This is a genomic window from Microbacterium sp. AC035 (genome assembly GCF_979258485.1).
On the sequence record NZ_OZ409858.1, the window covers coordinates 1,291,183 to 1,307,608 of the forward strand.

Below are 16,426 nucleotides of genomic sequence, written 5' to 3' on the forward strand. Positions count from 1 at the left end.
GGGAGATTCCGCCGGGTTGAACCTTAAACCTCAACTAGAGGTGTAAAGTATTTCCCGGTATTGGTTTCTCTTGTTCGAAGGTAAGCGTCACGCCCCCGTGCACTCGCAGCGACACGGGCGTGTCGCCCGTTTGCCGTCGAAACCTCAGCCCACGACCACCGCATGCGGTGATGTGACGTCGATCGTCGATGCCTCCGGGTTGCTGAGCAGGGTCTTGGTGAGCACTTCGCTCTTCATCGGAGAATCCTCCGAGCTGCCCCAGACGACCGTCAGGCCGCTGCTCAGCGTCAGTGTCACGTCGTCGGGCGTCGTGGCGCTCACTCCGGTGAGCAGGGCGCGCAACTCTGCGGGAACCGAGCGCACCACGAGACCCGCGCTCTCGAAGGCCGCAGAGTCCGTGCCGCCGTCGATCTCGAGCAGAGGCTGTCCGGCCGGCTGGTCGGTGGTCGTGGCGAGAGCGACCCCTGCCGCGTCGACGAGCGTGTAGCCGGCCTCCGAGCGGATGACGCCGACCGGAGTGCGTTCGACGATCCGCACGGTGAGATCGTGTGGCGGCTTGGCCTCGAGCGCATAGGTCTCGATCAGCGGGAATGCCAACAGGGCCGCCTTCACCTCGCTCGAGTCGACCAGCGCCAGCGGGGTGCCGACCTGGTCCGCGAGCGAGGCCTCGACCGCAGCGGCATCCAGCGTCGTAGCGCCCAGCACCGTGATCTTCTCGACGGCGAAGAGCGGACTGTACGCGGCCGCAGTGGTGCCGCCGATCAGCAGGACCACGGCGCCTATCGCGCTGAGCCAGATGATGCGACGCCGACGCGACCGCTGCGTGAACCGCCTGATCTCTGCCCGGAGCGCCTTGCGTCGCGCCCTCGCCGCTCGCCACACATCCCGCGTGGACGTCGGCCGCGCCGCGGCATCCTCGGCGGCCTCCGCGCCGACCCCGGGCGCCGGCCTCAGGGGAGCTACTCGACCGCCTGCCTGCTCGTCGAACTCCGGATCGCGCGAGCGGGCTCGGGATCCCGACTCCGCCCGTCGCCGGGGCGCGCCCTCCGCGAGACCCGCGGGAGGCGTCGGAAGCGGAGGCGGACGACGCATCTGCTAGACCTCGGTGGTCCGCAGCGACTCGAGCACCTGCGGGATGATCTGGTACACATTGCCGCAGCCGAGCGTGACGACGAAGTCGCCGTCGCGCGCCACCGACGCCGTGTAGTCGGCCGCCTGCTGCCAGTCGGCCACGAAATGCACATGCGAGGGGTCGTGGAATGCGCCGCTCACCAGCTCGCCGGTGACACCGGGCACCGGGTCCTCCCGCGCGCCGTACACATCGAGCACGACCGTGTGGTCGGCGTACGTCTCGAGCACGTCTGCGAACTCACGGAACATGTGCTGCGTGCGCGAGTAGGTGTGCGGCTGCTGGATCGCGATGATCCGGCCCGACCCGGCGATCGATCGCATCGCCTCGAGTGCCGCGCGCACCTCTGTGGGGTGATGGGAGTAGTCGTCGTAGACCGTGACACCGCGCTCGACGCCGTGCTGCTCGAGGCGACGGACCGTGCCGGCGAACCCCTCGACGGCGCGCGCGGACTCCTCCAGGCCGAAGCCGACCGAGAGGAGGACCGTGATGGCACCTGCCGCGTTGATCGCGTTGTGCACGCCGGGCACGGCGAGCTGCAGGCGCACGCTCTCCGACCCCCGACTCACCGTGGCCGACACGGGCCCGTCCGTCACGATGTCGGTCACTCTGACGTCCGCGCCCTCAGCCTGCCCGAAGGTGATGACGTTGGGGTGCGAGAGACCTGCTCCCACGCGCAACGCGCCGGGGTCGTCGCTCGAGATGACGACGGCCTCCGTCGCCGCATCGGCGAACCGGACGAACGCATCGTGGAACGCCTCGTCGGAACCGTAGTGGTCGAGGTGATCCGGGTCGACATTGGTGATGAGAGCGACGGCGGTGTCGTAGAGCAGGAAGGTGCCGTCGGACTCGTCGGCCTCGATGACGAACAGTTCACCCGACCCCGTCGCGCTGGAGACGCCGAGCTGTTCGATCACCCCGCCGTTGACGAAGTTCGGGTCGGCACCGAGCTCCTGAAGAGCGGTCACGATCATTCCGGTCGAGGTCGTCTTGCCGTGGGCGCCGGCGACCGAGACGAGCCGGCGAGCACCGATCAGCCAGTGCAGCGCCTGCGAGCGATGGATGACGTGCAACCCACGCTCCTTGGCGGTGACGAACTCGGGGTTCTCAGGCCAGATCGCCCCGGTGTGGACCACGGTGTCGGCGTCCGCGAGGTGGGCTGCGTCATGCCCGACGTGCACGACGGCTCCGGCCGTCGCAAGCGCGCGCAGATTGTCGCTGTCGGCGCGATCGCTCCCCGAGACGCGGATACCCGCATCGAGGAACATCTTTGCGAGCCCGCTCATGCCGGACCCGCCGATGCCGATGAAGTGCGCGGAGGAGATCGACTCGGGGATCGGGAGGGAGAGGTCAGGTCTGATCATGTCGAGTTCAGTCTACTTTTCGGTGTTGACATTGAGGTGGTCGCGGAGCCGTGTCTGCGGCGACGTCAGGAGGCCCTGAGCGCGCGATCGACCAGGGCGATGAGGTTCTCCGTGCCGCTGCGGGTGCCGACCTGCCCGGCGGCCTCCTGCATGGTTTCGAGCTGCTGCTGATCCTTCATCACCGGGATCACCAGGCGACGCACCGCATCGCCGTCGAAGGTGGCATCGTCGAGGAGACGCGCGGCGCCGGCGGCGACGGCGGACGCCGCGTTCAGTCGCTGCTCGCCGTTGCCCACCGAATACGGCACGTACAACGCGGGGATCCCCAGCGCGCTGATCTCGCTCACTGTGGCGGCGCCCGATCGCGAGACGATGAGGCCGGCGAGGGCGAACGCGAGATCCATCCGGTCGACATAACGACGCATCGCATAGCCGGGCACCTCGGGGTCAGCGAGATCGCTTCGCTCACCCGTGACATGCAGCAGCTGCCACCCGGCCGCCAGGATGTCACCCCAGGAGTCGGCGATGGCCTCGTTCAGCCGCTGAGCGCCGAGCGAGCCGCCGAACACCAGAAGGACGGGGCGCGCGGGGTCGAGCCCGAAGCTGGCGGCGGCTTCATCGCGCACGGCCGCACGGTCGAGCTCGATGACCTCTCGTCGCAGCGGCATGCCCACCACCTCGCCGCCTCGCAGTGGTGTTCCGGCGAAGGCGACGCCCGTGGCCGCAGCTCGACGCGCGCCGAGCACGTTCGCCAGGCCCGGCTTCGCGTTGGCCTCGTGCACGACGAACGGCACCCGCTCACGGCCTGCTGCGACGTAGGCCGGTGCGGAGGCGTAGCCGCCGAAGCCCACGACGACATCGACGCCGTGGGCGCGGATGTGATCGCGCACCTGAGCGACGGCTCGGCGGAACTTCGCCGGGAAGAGCGCGGCCTGCCGATCGGGCCGCCGCGGGAAGGGCACCTTGTCGACGACGAGCAGCTCATACCCTCGTGCGGGGACCAGACGGGACTCGAGCCCCTCGGCCGTGCCGAGCACCAGCACGCTCGCATCCGCGTCGCGGGCGCGCAGCGCATCGGCGACGGCGAGCAGGGGGTTGACGTGACCGGCGGTTCCACCGCCGGCGAGAAGGTACGTGGTCACCGTGTGACCTTACCCCGCCCTGCTGAAGCGGCCCGTCCAGCCGAACGTCCCTCGGCGACGGGAACGGTGCGGGCGAACGACAGCAGCACTCCGCAGGCGATGAGGACAGCCAGAAGCGCAGTGCCGCCCTGTGACATGAAGGGCAGCGGAACGCCCATGACGGGGAACAGCCCGATCACGACGCCGATGTTGAAGACGGCCTGCCCGGTGATCCACACGGTGATGCCACCGGCCGCGACGCGGATGAACGGGTCTGCGGTCTTGCGGATGATGTGGAAGGCGCCGACGGTGAAGAGCGTGAACAGCGCCAGCACGACGATGCAGCCGATCAGCCCGAGCTCTTCACCGACGATCGCGAAGATGAAGTCGTTGCCGGCGGCGGGAAGCCAGCCGTATTTCTCCTGCGAGTTGCCCAGCCCCACGCCGAAGATGCCGCCCGACGCCATGCCCCAGATCCCATGGATCGACTGGTAGCAGTCGCCTGTGTACGCCGACATGTCGGAGCACGTCGCCGTGATGCGGCGCATGCGGTCAGGGCTGGTGACGGCCAGGGCGATGACGGCGACGGCGCCGAGCAGCACGGGCAGGATGAACAGCCGGAGCTTCACCCCGGAGAAGAAGAGGCACCCGAGCAGGATGATGACCAGCACCATCGCGGTGCCCAGGTCCTTGCCCGCGATGACCGTCCCGATCGCGAGTGCTCCGACAGGCACGACCGGGATGAAGACCTGGTGCCAGGTGCCGAGCATCGTCTGCTTGCGCAGCAGGACGTAGCCGATCCACAGCGCGAGGGCGAGCTTGAGGAACTCGGACGGCTGCAGGGTGAACCCGGCGACCATGATCCAGTTGCGGTTTCCGCCGTCCTCGATACCGAGCGGCGTGAAGACGAGGAGCTGCAGAGCGATGGATCCGAACAGCGCCGGCCATGCCATGCGCTTGAGGAACGCGATCGGAAGGCGAGAGATCAGGAACATCAGCGGCACGCCGAGCACGGCGAAGATCCCCTGCCGCAGAGCGCCGTCCATCGGGTTCTCACCCTTGGACACGGCGGTCGCGCTCGTCGCCGAGAGCACCATCACGAGACCGAAGATCGTTAGCATCAGCGCGGCCGATGCGATCATCAGGAATTCGGTCGAGACGGGGGTGAAACGACGCCCGAGCGACACCCGCGCGGCGAGGCCCCCTGAGGCGGTGCTGCCGGGTTCAGAGCGGTGGGGGCGTTCGACCTGCGTCATCGGCGCTCCCCCGGTCTATCCAGTCCCGCACCGCTTCGGCGAAGCGGTGTCCGCGATCCGCGTAGCTGGAGAACTGATCGAAGGAGGCCGCTGCGGGGGCCAGCAGGACTGTGCCCTCGTCGTCGACGATCCCCGCGGCGATCTCCACCACGCGATTCATGACCTGACCAGTCTCGCCAGCATCCACCTCGAACACCGGCACCTGCGGCGCGTGTCGCTCGAATGCCGCGACGACCGCCGTGCGCTCGACTCCGATGATCACGGCCGCACGAGCGGTCGTGCCGACCGTCGCGACCAGATCGCCGATGTCGACGCCCTTGAGATCGCCGCCGACGACCCAGATCGCGCCGGGGTAGGCGCGGAGTGATGAGGCGGCTGCGTGAGGGTTCGTCGCCTTGGAGTCATCCACCCAGGTGATGCCGGCATGTCGGGCGACCACCTGGATCCGATGCTCGTCGAGCCGGAACGACTGCAGTGCCGCGTGGATGGCCTCGGGCTCGACTCCCAGCGAGCGGGCGAGTGCACTCGCCGCCAGGATGTTCTGCACGATGTGCGGCGCCGCGAGACCGGCGTCCCGGAGGTCGGCGACGGTCGTGAGCTCGAGGGCGCTGCCGGCCCGGTCGTCGAGGAACGCGCGATCGACGAGCAGCCCCTCCACGACACCGATGTCACTCGGACCGGGGATGCCGAGATCGAAGCCGATCGCGCGGGCTCCCTCGACGACCTCGGCCTCCTCGACCATGATCCTGGTGGCCTCGTCGGCCTTGTTGTAGACGCAGGCGACGCGGGTGTTGCGGTAGACGAGAGCTTTGGCGTCACGGTACGCCTGCGCGCTCCCGTGCCACACCAGGTGGTCGTCCGCGAGGTTGAGGCACACCGAGGCGTGCGGATACAGCTCGCCTTCCGCCTGGGAGAGCCCGAGGTACCAGAGCTGATGGCTCGAGAGTTCGACGACGAGGACATCGAATCCCGCCGGGTCGCGCACCGCATCGAGCACCGGCACTCCGATGTTGCCGCAGGGCGCTGCGCGCAGACCCCCTTCGACCAGCAATGAGGCGGTCAGTTGCGTCGTGGTGGTCTTGCCGTTGGTGCCCGTGATGAGCACCCAGTCGGCGGGGGTGCCGTCCGGACGCGGCACCTTGTCGCGCACGCGCCAGGCGAGCTCGACGTCGCCCCAGAGCGCGATGCCGGACTCCTGCGCCCAGCGGATCACGGTGTGCGAGGGAGCGAAGCCCGGAGACGCGATGACGACCTCCGGCGCGAAGTCCGTGAGGGTCTCGGGGATCCGATCGAGGGGTCCCAGTTCGAGCCGGGCGCCGATCACGGGCAGGAGCTTGGCGTACTCCTCCTCCGCCGATTCGGACAGGACCAGCACGTCCGCACCGAGTTCGGTGAGCGTGTCCGCCGCCGAGAAGCCGGTCATGGAGAGCCCGAGAACGGCCACTCGCAGATTCGACCAGTCGGAGTTCCAGCTGGTGAGCGTCGCGAGCCTCGTCTCAGTCGACACGGGTCAGCCACTCCACGTAGAACAGACCGACCGCCGAGATGGCGAGGAGTCCGGCGATGATCCACATGCGGACCACGATCGTCACCTCGGACCACCCTCGCATCTCGAGATGGTGGTGGAAGGGGCTCATCAGGAACAGTCGCTTGCCGCGGGTGATCTTGAAGTAGGCGCGCTGCAGGATCACAGACCCCGAGGCGAGGACGAAGACGCCGGCGATCACGAAGAGCAGCAGTTCGGTGCGTGTGAGGATCGCCATCGCAGTGATGACGCCGCCGATCGCCATGGAGCCGACATCGCCCATGAAGACCTTCGCCTTGGGAGCGTTCCACCAGAGGAAGCCGATCAGGCTCGCGGCGAACGACGCGGCGATGATCGCCAGGCTGAACGGATCGCGGACCTCGTAGCATCCGCCCAGTGCCGCGGTCTCGACTCCCTCGCCGACGCACGACTGCTTGAACTGCCAGAACGCGATCAGGCTGTAGGCACCGACGACGATGACCCCGGCGCCCGCGGCGAGACCGTCGAGTCCGTCCGTCAGATTGACGCTGTTCGACGTCGCCACTCCGATGACGGAGATCCACAGCAGATACAGCGCCCACCCGAGGATCGCGGTGAAGGCGAAGAGGTTCAACCAGGGGATGTCGCGGAAGAGCGAGATCGAACCGGATGCCGGGGTCTGATCGAACGCGTTCGGGAAGTTCAGGGCGACGATCCCGAACGGGATGATCACGATGAGCTGACCGATGATCTTGCGCCAGCCCGATAGCCCGAGACTGCGCTGGCTGCGCACCTTCATGTAGTCGTCGATGAACCCGACGGCTCCGAAGCCCACCATCAGCCAGATGACGAGGAGCGCGGACAGCGCAGGGGTGCCCCCGCCGACGTAAGTGCCGGTGAAGTAGCCGACCATGGTGCCGACGATGAAGATCACACCGCCCATGGTGGGCGTTCCGCGCTTCGCCTCGTGGTTCGGGTTCTCGATCGCCTCGGGCGTGCGGATGACCTGGCCCCAGCCCCACTTCCGGAAGAGCCGGAGGAAGACGGGAGTCAGAAAGAGTGTGAAGGCGAGCGAGATGGCAGCCGCCATGATGAGAGATCTCACGAGAACAATTCTCCCAGACGATCGCCGAGGTGCCGGAGGCCTACGGAATTGGAGGATTTCACGAGCACGCGGTCGCCGTCTCGGAGTTCGGTGCGCAGGTAGTCGAACGCTGCGTCCTGGTCGGGGAAGAAGATGGCCTCGCTGTCCCACGAGCCTTCGCCGATGGCAGAGATGTAGAGCCTGCGGGCCTCAGGGCCCACGACGACGATCCGCTGGATGTTCAGCCGCACGGCGAGCAGTCCGATCCGGTCGTGCTCCTCACCGGCGGTCTCGCCGAGCTCGCTCATGGCGCCGAGCACCGCGACGGTCCGCTCACCCGGGCCGGTGATCTGAGCGAGAGTCCGCAGCGCCGCCGACATCGAGTCGGGGCTGGCGTTGTAGGCGTCGTTGATGATGCGCACCCGGTCGCTGCCCATCGGCTGCATGCGCCAGCGCTCCGCGCTCTCGACCGTCTCGAGACGCGCGATGGCGTCGGACGCCGACACGCCCAGGACCCCCGCGGCGGCGATGGCCGCCAGCGCATTGCCGATGTGGTGAGCCCCGAGCACCTGCAGACGAAGGGGCAGGCTCTCCCCCGCCGTCTCGATCACGCACGAGGTGCCGGACGCGGTGACCTCGAGGTCGTGGGCCTGCACCTCTGCCGCGGCGCCCTGCCCGAAGCTGACGACCCGCATGCCCCGCGACTGCGCGAGCTCGGCCATGGCCGCGACACGGGAGTCGTCGATGTTCAACACGGCCGTTCCTGTCGACCTCGCAGCGGACACGAGCTCGGACTTCGCCTTGGCCGTCGCCTCGATGCCGCCGAACCCGCCGGCGTGGGCCATGCCGACCATCAGCACGACCGCGACGTCGGGCTCGACGAGTCCGGCGAGGCGGGCGATGCTCCCTGGCGCATCCGCTCCGAACTCGCTGACCAGGAACCTCGTGTCGTACGTGACCCGCAGCATGGTGACCGGTGCGCCGACCTCGTTGTTGTACGAGTTGATGGGCGCGACGGTATCGCCCTCGTCGGCGAGGATGCGGGCGAGGAAGTTCTTCGTCGTCGTCTTGCCGTTCGATCCGGTGATCCCGACGATCTTGAGGTCGCCCGCAGCTCGCACACGTGCCACGACCTCGCGGGCGAGGTCGGCGAGGGCGACGATGACGTCGGGAACGACGATCTGCGTGATCTGGTCTTCGACCACGTGCTCGACGATCGCGAGGGCGGCACCGGCGGCCAGCGCCGAGCCGACGAACCGATGGCCGTCCGTCTCGGCTCCCGGCTTCGCGACGAAGACGGATCCGGGCACCATGTTGCGCGAGTCTGTGTCGACGACGCCGTCGACGACGGTGTCGGCGGTGGAAGAACCGGCGAGGCGGAGATCACCCCCGATGACGGCGGCGATCTCAGCAAGCGACAGGGCGATCATGACGTCTCCAGGCGCGGCGGGGCGCCGTCTATTCGAACTTGGGAAGCAGTGCGTCCATCGGGCTGGAGGACGGCATCACGCGGTAGGTCTTCATGGTCTGGGTCATCGCCTTCTGGAAGGCCGAGGCGGTAGCAGCAGACGATGTAACTCTAGTCGGCTCGTCGAGAGTCACCACCACGACGTACTGAGGATCGTCGACGGGAGCGAAGCCCACCATGCTCGTGTAGTAGACGCCCGACTTGTATCCGCCGTTGCCATCCGGGATCTGCGCGGTACCGGTCTTGCTCGTCACCCGGTAGCCGGGAACCTGGATGCGGTCGGCGTTGCCGCCCTGGACCGCGACGTTCTCGAGCATCCGCGTGAGGTCGGCCGCGGTCTCGGGCTTGACGATCTGCTCCGACTCCGGCGCCTCGGGCGTGACGACGGTGCCGTCAGGTGCCGTGCAGGACTCGACCAGCGAGAGGCCGATCTTCTCGCCCCCGTTCGCGATGGCCTGGTAGGCCCCGGCGAGCTGGGGAGCAGTGACCGTGAAGTACTGGCCGAACGTGGTGGTGTACAGGGACTGGTTGTCCCATTCGCTCGTGGGGTGGATCTCCCCGGACGTCTCGTTGGGGAAGCCGATAGTCGTGTCGCCCACTCCGAAGCGCTCGAGGTAGTCGTGCCGGATGTCAGGACTCACCATGGTGCCGAACTTCGACAGCGCGACGTTCGAGGAGTCGATGAGTGCGCCGGCGAGGGTGTACTGGAAGGTCGGGTGGACGAACGCGTCGTTGATGACGGCGCCGTTGTCGAACTTCTCATGCGAGGACGCTGACACGGTCGGACTCGTCATGGTCACGCCGGCGTTCTCCATGATTGCCGCGGCGGTCACCGCCTTGAACGTCGACCCCGGCTCGAACGGATAGGTGAAGAGCTTGCTGGTCCAGGTCTCGGGCGACGATGCGTCGAGATCGTTGGGGTCCATCGTCGGCCATTCCGCCGCGGCGCGGATCTTGCCGGTGCCGACCTCGACGACCGTGACGGTGCCGCCCTTGGCACCCTGGGCCTGCGCCTCCTCGGCGATCATCTGCTGCATGTACCACTGCAGATCGCTGTTGACGGTCAGCTGCACGGTGCCGCCGTCGACCGCATCCACTCTGCTCTCGCTGCCGGGGATGACGACGCTGTTCTTGCCGGTGCGGTAGGACTCCTCGCCGTCGGTGGGAGCGAGGCACTTCTCGTCCATCTTCTCGATGCCGGTCTGCGCGGTGCCCGTTCCGTCGAGGTAACCGAGCAGGTTTCCTGCGACGGCCCCGTTCGGGTAGACCCTGACCTCGCGCGGCTTCATCTCGAGGTAGGACGACACCTTGAGTTCACGGAGTTCGATGTACTTCTCGGTGCTGAGGCCCTTGACCAGCGGGAGGTACTGCGAGTCGGGGTTCTCGGCGAGCTTGGCCGCGACCTCCGCCCGCAGCTCGTCTGCATCCAGGCCCATGATCTCGGCGATGCGGGTCGACGCCTCGGCCCACGGGAGCTTCGGAGGGTTCTTCTCGTCCTCCTCCAGCAGGCGGATGACCTGGGGGCTGAGCTGCGCGTCGTAGACCATGACGCTCTCGGCGAGCACCGATCCCTCGCTGTCCACGACCGATCCGCGCTCGCCCGGAATGGAGGTGCGATGCGCGATGAACTCGAGCGACTGGGCGACGTGCTCGTCTGCCTTGACCACCTGGATGTCGACGAGACGAACGACGAACGCCGCCAGGATCGCCAGGATGACCGCGAGCGCGACGACCGTGCGTCGCCGGGGCGTCCGGGTTGCTCGTGTCGTCATGGACTCTCTCCGTCAGGTCTCGGTGGTGGGCGGATTCGACTAGCGGGTGCTGGGGCTCGGAAGCCCGTCGGTGATCGCAGGCGGCAGCTCCTGCGCGGATTGACCCGCCGTTCCTTCAGGCACGGCGTCGTCTGCCGTCGAGGCGTTGACGGGCACATCGTTCAGCAGGGAGTTGCTCACGGCGCCGGCGCCGTTCGGATCGATCGTCGACGATCCTGTCGCGCCGGTGCCCTGACCGAAGACGGCGCCGTCGCTCAGTCGAAGATAGGACGGAGCCCCTGCCACGACCATGCCGAGGGATGCGGCGCTGGTGGCGAGCGACTGAGGCGAGCTCATCCCGGTGAGGTCCTCCTGCAGGGCGTTGGCGTGCAGGTCGAGCTCGTGCTGCTGCGCAGACAGACCTGCCAGTACGAAGGAGTCCTGCGTGATCGCCAGCGAGAGTCCGATCTGCACGGCTCCGATGATCATCGCCCCGGCCAATGCCGCGATCGCGTAGGCGAGCTTCGGCTTGCGGCGGACGGGGGTGCCCGTGACGGGCTCGAGACGCCGGCGCGGAGCACGCGCGGGCGCGTCGGGCAGTGCGCGGGGTTTCGGAGCTGCGACGTTCAGGCTCATGAGGTCTCCCGCACTTTCTCTGCGGCACGCAGTCTGACCGGAATGGCGCGGGGGTTGCGCGCACGCTCGTCGTCGTCGGCGAGCTCCGCTCCCTTGGTGATGATGCGGAATCGCGGCGCGTGCTCCGGCAGCTCGACGGGCAGGCCCCTCGGTGCGGTGGAAGCTGCACCTGCGGCGAAGGCCTGCTTCACGAGTCGATCCTCGAGGGACTGGTAGGACATGACCACGATGCGCCCGCCGACGGCGAGGGCGTCCATGGCCGACGGGATGGCGTCCGCCAGGACGTTGAGCTCGGCGTTCACCTCGATGCGCAGAGCCTGGAAGACGCGCTTGGCCGGGTGTCCGGCACGCTGAGCCGCCGCAGGCGTGGCCGCTTGCAGTATCTCGACGAGTTCACCGGATCGCGTGATCGGCTTCTTCTCACGCGCGGCGATGATGAACCGCGCATAGCGGCCGGCGAGCTTCTCCTCGCCGTAGCGCTCGAAGATGCGACGCAGGTTGCCCTCGTTGTAGGTCGCGATGACCTCGGCGGCCGTGACGCCCTTCGTCTGATCCATCCGCATGTCGAGCGGGGCGTCCTTGGAGTATGCGAAGCCGCGATCCGCCTCGTCGAGCTGCAGCGAGGAGACGCCGAGGTCGAAGAGGATGCCGGCCGCGCCCTGGGCGTGCAGCCCGATCTCGTCGTAGACGGTGTGCACGAGCGTGATCCGGTCGGCGAAGCGGGCCAGCCGCTCCCCCGCGATGCGCAGGGCGTCGGTGTCGCGATCGAGTCCGACCAGGCGGATGTGGGGGAAACGTTCGAGCAGTGCCTCGGAGTGACCGCCCATGCCGAGGGTGGCATCGACGAGCACCGCTCCGTCGGCCTGAAGGGCGGGAGCGAGGAGCTCGACGCAGCGGTCGAGCAGAACGGGGGTGTGGATGTCGCGGAGGTTCATGATCTTTCTCGGGTGACCTCTGTATGTCGGTGACCAGGGCCCTGATCCCCCTCCGCTTCACGACCCGGCACCGGGGAAGTGTGTCGGGGCGGGAGCGGCGGGGCATCACAGCCGTGGTCAGAAGAGTCCCGGAATCACCTCCTGCTCGAGATCGGAGTAGGTCTCCTCGCCGGCTGCGAGGTAGCTGTTCCAGCTCTCGGCATCCCAGATCTCGGCGTGGGCGCCGACTCCGGTGACGATGAGTTCCTTCTGCAGGCCCGCGTACTGACGAAGGTGCACGGGGATGGTTATGCGGTTCTGGCTGTCTGGCATCTCCGCACTCGCACCGGAGAGGAACAGTCGCATGAAGTCACGCGCCTGCTTGTTGGCGAGCGGCGCCTGACGGATCCGCTCGTGCATCGCCTCGAACTCGGCCGTGCTGAAGACGTAGAGGCAGCGTTCCTGCCCTCGGGTGACGACGATGCCGCCACCGAGGTCTTCGCGGAACTTCGCGGGAAGGATGACCCGTCCCTTGTCGTCCAACTTCGGAGAATGCGTTCCCAGCAACATCAGCCATCACCCCCTCTCCGTCCGGCCAACTCGAGGTGCGCCCCACTTTACTCCACTTTCCTCCACAAACCTACGATCAATCCGCGCTCAGGCGGCGGGCAGGCGCCACGGCATGCGGATGAACCGCATGATTACGCGGCTTTTCGGAGTGGAGGGCGGTGGAGCGCGAGTGGAGGATCAACGCGGGATCAGCGAGCCGCCATCAGGGCGCAGTCGCACTGCGATTCAGTGTCCGGACACGACGAAGGCCCGGATGCTCAGAGCATCCGGGCCTTCGAGGAAGTGGTGGTCAGTTGCCGTCTTGGCGGCGATCCCATCGATCGTTCATGCGATCCATGAAGGAGGCCGAACTCCGCTGCTTGGGCGCTCGTTCACGAGGGACCGCGGAGAGCGGCTTGCGGACGGGGGTCACGGCGATCATGACACCACCGAGCATGGCGGCGAATCCGATGACGCCGACCACGACGCCCCAGACATCTCCGAGCACGACTCCGACGATGAGGCCGCCCACTCCGGCGAGGAGCAGAAGGGCTCCGTAGACCAGGTTGCGGTAGCTGAGAGCTCGATCGCCTGACGGCGCACTGACGACATCGGCGTCGTTGTGGAGGAGATGGCGTTCCATCTCGTCGAGCAGACGCTGCTCCTGTTCGGAGAGTGGCATTTCGTCCCCCTCGGGTATTCGTTCGTCCATTCTACGCGCGGTATGCCGCTGTGGGCTAGCAGCAAGGGCCTCCGTTGGCTTTACGTATGCTGGGAGTCGTGCCGTCCCCCTCATTCGTCTCCGACGCTGTCGCCGCACGCCTGCGGCTGTTCCTCGACCGGATGAGAGGCGAGTCGGCCGACTACGGCCCTGACGCCGAGGGCCTGATCGATTCGGCCGCCGACACGCTCGTGGGCGGCAAGCGACTGCGTGCCCGTTTCTGCCACGCGGGCTGGCAGGCCGTCGCTCGCGTCCGCGATCGCGACGCCACGGAGTCCACCACCCTCTGGGACGTCTGCGCGGCGCTGGAGATCTTCCAGTCCGCGGCGCTCGTGCACGACGACCTGATCGACAACTCCGACACGCGACGCGGGCGGCCGGCCGCGCACCGCGCACTGGAGAGCGCCCATGTCGGAGCCGGTTGGCGCGGGGACCCGGCGGCGTTCGGCCGCTCATCGGCGATCCTCCTCGGCGATCTGCTGGTGGCCTGGAGCGACGACCTCCTCGAGGACGCGATCGAACCGCTCCCCCATGCCTCGGCGGTCCGCCGCGAATACGGACGCATGCGCAGAGACGTCACCGTGGGTCAGTTCCTCGACATCGCCGAGGAATCCGCATGGAGCGTCCACGCCACCGACTCGCACGTCGAGCGTGCCCTTCGTGTGGTCTCGCTCAAGTCCGCGCGATACAGCATCGAGCAGCCGCTGGTGCTCGGCGCCGCGATCGCCGATGGCGACGACGACCAGCTGCTGGCATTGCGCCGATTCGGCCATCCGGTCGGGATGGCGTTCCAGCTCCGCGATGACCTGCTCGGCGTCTACGGCGATGCCACGGTCACGGGCAAGCCGGCGGGCGACGACCTGCGCGAGGGCAAGCGCACGGTGCTCGTGGCCCTCACGAGGCAGACGCTCGACACGTCAGCTCGGAACCTGTTCGATGAGATGCTCGGCGACCCTGAGCTCACGAGCGAGCAGGTCGCGTTCCTGCAGGCGACGATCACGGCGTCCGGCGCTCTCGAGCGCGTGGAGCGAATGATCGACGAGTACGCACGAGAAGCCGATCGAGCGCTCTCCGGGGCGCGACTCGACAACGCGGCCGTCGGAGACCTGCGTGATCTCGCACGCGCGGCGACGGTGCGGTCAGCCTGAGATCGGTAGGACCGAGCAGTCGTGACCGCGTGGCTCAGGCGAGGGTTCGGGCGACCCGGCGGACAGCGCTCTTGTGTCCGGCGAGCAGCGCGTCGATCGGCGAGCGACCCAGTTCCTCGTCGGGGGCAAGGAGCCAGTCGATGACCTCGTCATCAGTGAAGCCCGCGTCCTGGAGGACGATGATGGTGCCGCGCAGCGAGGACAGCGGGTGGTCGTCGACGATGAACACCGACGGAACCGCGAACACGCCGGAACGACGCGAGCCGACGAGGTAGTGCTCGTCGATCAGTCGACGCACGCGGCCCAGCGTCTCATCGAGGACGTCCACGAGATCGGGCATGGTCAGCCACTCGGTGGCGGTGACGCCGGGGATGCTCACGGCGTTCTCCGACTGCGGAGTTTCGGAGGGATTGCTTTCAGACGACACAGACACAGTGCAACTATCTCACCTCTGAGTGCCGACCGCATGTCGGCCGGAGCGTGACCGAGTTTTCATTCGTCTCATCAGCAACACCAGTCACTTCTGTTGACTTCCGTTTACATACGTGTCAGCGTGGGCGGACGTCGAACAAGGGAGACCACCTTGACCACGCACACTGTCGCGCGACGAACGCGCTTCATCCAGCTCGGGGTGCCCGCCGCCGTGCTGGGCACGCTTTCGGGGGCGATCGCCGTCACCCCCGCCTCTGCGGACGCGGTCTCGGGGCCGGTCGAGCGACTCCAGTCGGCCCCCACGCGCATCGCGTCGGCCGAAGCTCCCCCCGCCGCCTACGTCGTGCAGCCTGGCGACACGATCACATCCATCGCCAACAGGTTCGGGCTGCGGACGGTCGACGTGCTCGCATGGAACGGACTGAGTTGGCGTTCCGTCATCTACCCGGGTCAGACCCTGTCGCTGACAGCGGGCGCCGCTCCGACGGCGCCGCCGGCGCAGGCCGCGACGGACTCGACCGCCACGCACACCGTCGCCGCGGGCGACACCGTGTTCAGCATCGCGCAGCGGCACGGCACCAGCGTCGACGCCGTGCTCGCGGCGAACGGCCTCACTCGGGCATCCGTCATCTACCCCGGTCAGCAGCTGCTGCTCTCCGGCGCTTCGGGTTCCGCTCCCTCGCCCGTGGCGGTGGCCGTCACCGCGCCCGCTCCCGTGGCAGCTGGCGGCCAGACGCACGCCGTGGCGGCAGGCGACACCCTGTTCGCGATCGCGAAGAAGTACGGCACGACCGTCGCTCAGCTCTACGCCATGAACGGCCTGGCGTCGGGAGCGATCATCTACCCTGGTCAGACCCTGACCGTCGCCGCAGCGCCGGTCGCCGCACCGGCACCCGCCGTGGTCGTCACCGCGCCACCGGCCCAGCTGTTCGCCACCCTCGACGCCGAGCAGGCGGGCAACGCCTCGACCATCATCCGTATCGGTCGCGATCTCGGTGTGCCCGACCGCGCCATCGCGATCGCACTCGCCACGGCGATGGTGGAATCCAGCCTGCGCAATCTCTCGTGGGGCGACCGCGATTCACTAGGTCTCTTCCAGCAGCGCCCCAGCATGGGCTGGGGATCTCCCGAGCAGGCGGTCGACGCCGACCGCAGCACGAGGGTCTTCTACGGCGGCGCTGCCGACCCGAACGGAAACGCGTCGCGGGGGCTTCTCGACATCTCCGGATGGGAGAGTCTGCGATTCGCGGATGCGGCACAGGCGGTGCAGATCTCGGCCTATCCCGAGCGATACGGCCAGTGGGAGACTCAGGCATTTCAGTGGCTCAGCGTCCACGGTTGACCGGCTT

General features: G+C 67.8%; 15 protein-coding genes. 2 read left to right on the top strand and 13 right to left on the bottom strand.

Translation table 11 applies throughout. From position 1 onward, the window contains the following. Positions 1 to 144: 144 nt before the first annotated feature. From ACZ0AA_RS06305 to ACZ0AA_RS06360, 12 genes are all read right to left on the bottom strand, one after another. Positions 145 to 1,092, bottom strand: a complete 948-nt coding sequence (locus ACZ0AA_RS06305; RefSeq protein WP_463512428.1) for a cell division protein FtsQ/DivIB — start codon at positions 1,090 to 1,092, stop codon at positions 145 to 147. 3 nt (positions 1,093 to 1,095) lie between these two features. Continuing rightward, a complete protein-coding gene (murC, locus tag ACZ0AA_RS06310) occupies positions 1,096 to 2,493 on the bottom strand; it encodes a UDP-N-acetylmuramate--L-alanine ligase (RefSeq protein WP_463512429.1) in 1,398 nt (465 codons plus the stop codon). Between the two features lie 65 nt (positions 2,494 to 2,558). Further along, the gene (locus tag ACZ0AA_RS06315; RefSeq protein WP_463512430.1) at positions 2,559 to 3,635 is read right to left on the bottom strand and encodes a UDP-N-acetylglucosamine--N-acetylmuramyl-(pentapeptide) pyrophosphoryl-undecaprenol N-acetylglucosamine transferase; all 1,077 of its coding nucleotides are present in this window, start codon (positions 3,633 to 3,635) and stop codon (positions 2,559 to 2,561) included. Next, positions 3,632 to 4,870, bottom strand: a complete 1,239-nt coding sequence (ftsW, locus tag ACZ0AA_RS06320) for a putative lipid II flippase FtsW (protein WP_463512431.1) — start codon at positions 4,868 to 4,870, stop codon at positions 3,632 to 3,634. The genes ACZ0AA_RS06315 and ftsW overlap by 4 nt, the downstream gene beginning before the upstream one ends. Next, positions 4,839 to 6,377 carry a UDP-N-acetylmuramoyl-L-alanine--D-glutamate ligase gene (gene murD / locus ACZ0AA_RS06325; protein ID WP_463512432.1) on the bottom strand — a complete coding sequence of 513 codons (1,539 nt, stop codon included), beginning with the start codon at positions 6,375 to 6,377 and terminating at the stop codon, positions 4,839 to 4,841. Before murD ends, ftsW begins: the two co-directional genes overlap by 32 nt. Next, entirely contained in the window at positions 6,367 to 7,479 is a 1,113-nt protein-coding gene (gene mraY / locus ACZ0AA_RS06330) for a phospho-N-acetylmuramoyl-pentapeptide-transferase (RefSeq protein WP_400859696.1), read from the bottom strand. Before mraY ends, murD begins: the two co-directional genes overlap by 11 nt. Continuing rightward, positions 7,476 to 8,888 carry a UDP-N-acetylmuramoyl-tripeptide--D-alanyl-D-alanine ligase gene (locus ACZ0AA_RS06335; protein WP_463512433.1) on the bottom strand — a complete coding sequence of 471 codons (1,413 nt, stop codon included), beginning with the start codon at positions 8,886 to 8,888 and terminating at the stop codon, positions 7,476 to 7,478. Before ACZ0AA_RS06335 ends, mraY begins: the two co-directional genes overlap by 4 nt. 28 nt (positions 8,889 to 8,916) lie before the next feature. After that, positions 8,917 to 10,698, bottom strand: a complete 1,782-nt coding sequence (locus ACZ0AA_RS06340; RefSeq protein ID WP_400859692.1) for a peptidoglycan D,D-transpeptidase FtsI family protein — start codon at positions 10,696 to 10,698, stop codon at positions 8,917 to 8,919. 39 nt (positions 10,699 to 10,737) lie between these two features. Then, entirely contained in the window at positions 10,738 to 11,313 is a 576-nt protein-coding gene (gene ftsL, locus ACZ0AA_RS06345) for a cell division protein FtsL (protein ID WP_400859690.1), read from the bottom strand. Beyond that, positions 11,310 to 12,248, bottom strand: coding sequence for a 16S rRNA (cytosine(1402)-N(4))-methyltransferase RsmH (gene rsmH / locus ACZ0AA_RS06350; RefSeq protein ID WP_400859688.1), 939 nt, complete (start codon positions 12,246 to 12,248; stop codon positions 11,310 to 11,312). The genes ftsL and rsmH overlap by 4 nt, the downstream gene beginning before the upstream one ends. Positions 12,249 to 12,365: 117 nt before the next feature. Then, the gene (gene mraZ, locus ACZ0AA_RS06355) at positions 12,366 to 12,797 is read right to left on the bottom strand and encodes a division/cell wall cluster transcriptional repressor MraZ (RefSeq protein WP_311259213.1); all 432 of its coding nucleotides are present in this window, start codon (positions 12,795 to 12,797) and stop codon (positions 12,366 to 12,368) included. A 289-nt stretch (positions 12,798 to 13,086) separates the two neighbouring features. Continuing rightward, complete coding sequence (locus ACZ0AA_RS06360; RefSeq protein WP_042538457.1) at positions 13,087 to 13,458, bottom strand: DUF3040 domain-containing protein; 372 nt, start codon at positions 13,456 to 13,458, stop codon at positions 13,087 to 13,089. 86 nt (positions 13,459 to 13,544) lie between these two features. Between ACZ0AA_RS06360 and ACZ0AA_RS06365 the strand changes: the two genes are divergently transcribed. Beyond that, entirely contained in the window at positions 13,545 to 14,645 is a 1,101-nt protein-coding gene (locus tag ACZ0AA_RS06365; protein WP_463512434.1) for a polyprenyl synthetase family protein, read from the top strand. Positions 14,646 to 14,679: 34 nt separating this feature from the next. On the opposite strand, the gene ACZ0AA_RS06370 is transcribed toward ACZ0AA_RS06365, so the two are convergent. After that, positions 14,680 to 15,024, bottom strand: a complete 345-nt coding sequence (locus ACZ0AA_RS06370; RefSeq protein ID WP_400859684.1) for an Rv2175c family DNA-binding protein — start codon at positions 15,022 to 15,024, stop codon at positions 14,680 to 14,682. Positions 15,025 to 15,228: 204 nt separating this feature from the next. Between ACZ0AA_RS06370 and ACZ0AA_RS06375 the strand changes: the two genes are divergently transcribed. Then, a complete protein-coding gene (locus tag ACZ0AA_RS06375) occupies positions 15,229 to 16,419 on the top strand; it encodes a LysM peptidoglycan-binding domain-containing protein (protein ID WP_400859683.1) in 1,191 nt (396 codons plus the stop codon). Positions 16,420 to 16,426 lie beyond the last annotated feature (7 nt).

What these genes read in the sequence shown, in the direction of transcription:
- rsmH (WP_400859688.1), bottom strand. Translation starts at nt 12,248, where the DNA reads ATGAACCTCCGCGACATCCACACCCCCGTTCTGCTCGACCGCTGCGTC.
- ftsW (WP_463512431.1), bottom strand. Translation starts at nt 4,870, where the DNA reads ATGACGCAGGTCGAACGCCCCCACCGCTCTGAACCCGGCAGCACCGCC.
- ftsL (WP_400859690.1), bottom strand. Translation starts at nt 11,313, where the DNA reads ATGAGCCTGAACGTCGCAGCTCCGAAACCCCGCGCACTGCCCGACGCG.
- mraZ (WP_311259213.1), bottom strand. Translation starts at nt 12,797, where the DNA reads ATGTTGCTGGGAACGCATTCTCCGAAGTTGGACGACAAGGGACGGGTC.
- ACZ0AA_RS06340 (WP_400859692.1), bottom strand. Translation starts at nt 10,698, where the DNA reads ATGACGACACGAGCAACCCGGACGCCCCGGCGACGCACGGTCGTCGCG.
- ACZ0AA_RS06335 (WP_463512433.1), bottom strand. Translation starts at nt 8,888, where the DNA reads ATGATCGCCCTGTCGCTTGCTGAGATCGCCGCCGTCATCGGGGGTGAT.
- ACZ0AA_RS06305 (WP_463512428.1), bottom strand. Translation starts at nt 1,092, where the DNA reads ATGCGTCGTCCGCCTCCGCTTCCGACGCCTCCCGCGGGTCTCGCGGAG.
- ACZ0AA_RS06365 (WP_463512434.1), top strand. Translation starts at nt 13,545, where the DNA reads ATGCTGGGAGTCGTGCCGTCCCCCTCATTCGTCTCCGACGCTGTCGCC.
- murC (WP_463512429.1), bottom strand. Translation starts at nt 2,493, where the DNA reads ATGATCAGACCTGACCTCTCCCTCCCGATCCCCGAGTCGATCTCCTCC.
- ACZ0AA_RS06360 (WP_042538457.1), bottom strand. Translation starts at nt 13,458, where the DNA reads ATGCCACTCTCCGAACAGGAGCAGCGTCTGCTCGACGAGATGGAACGC.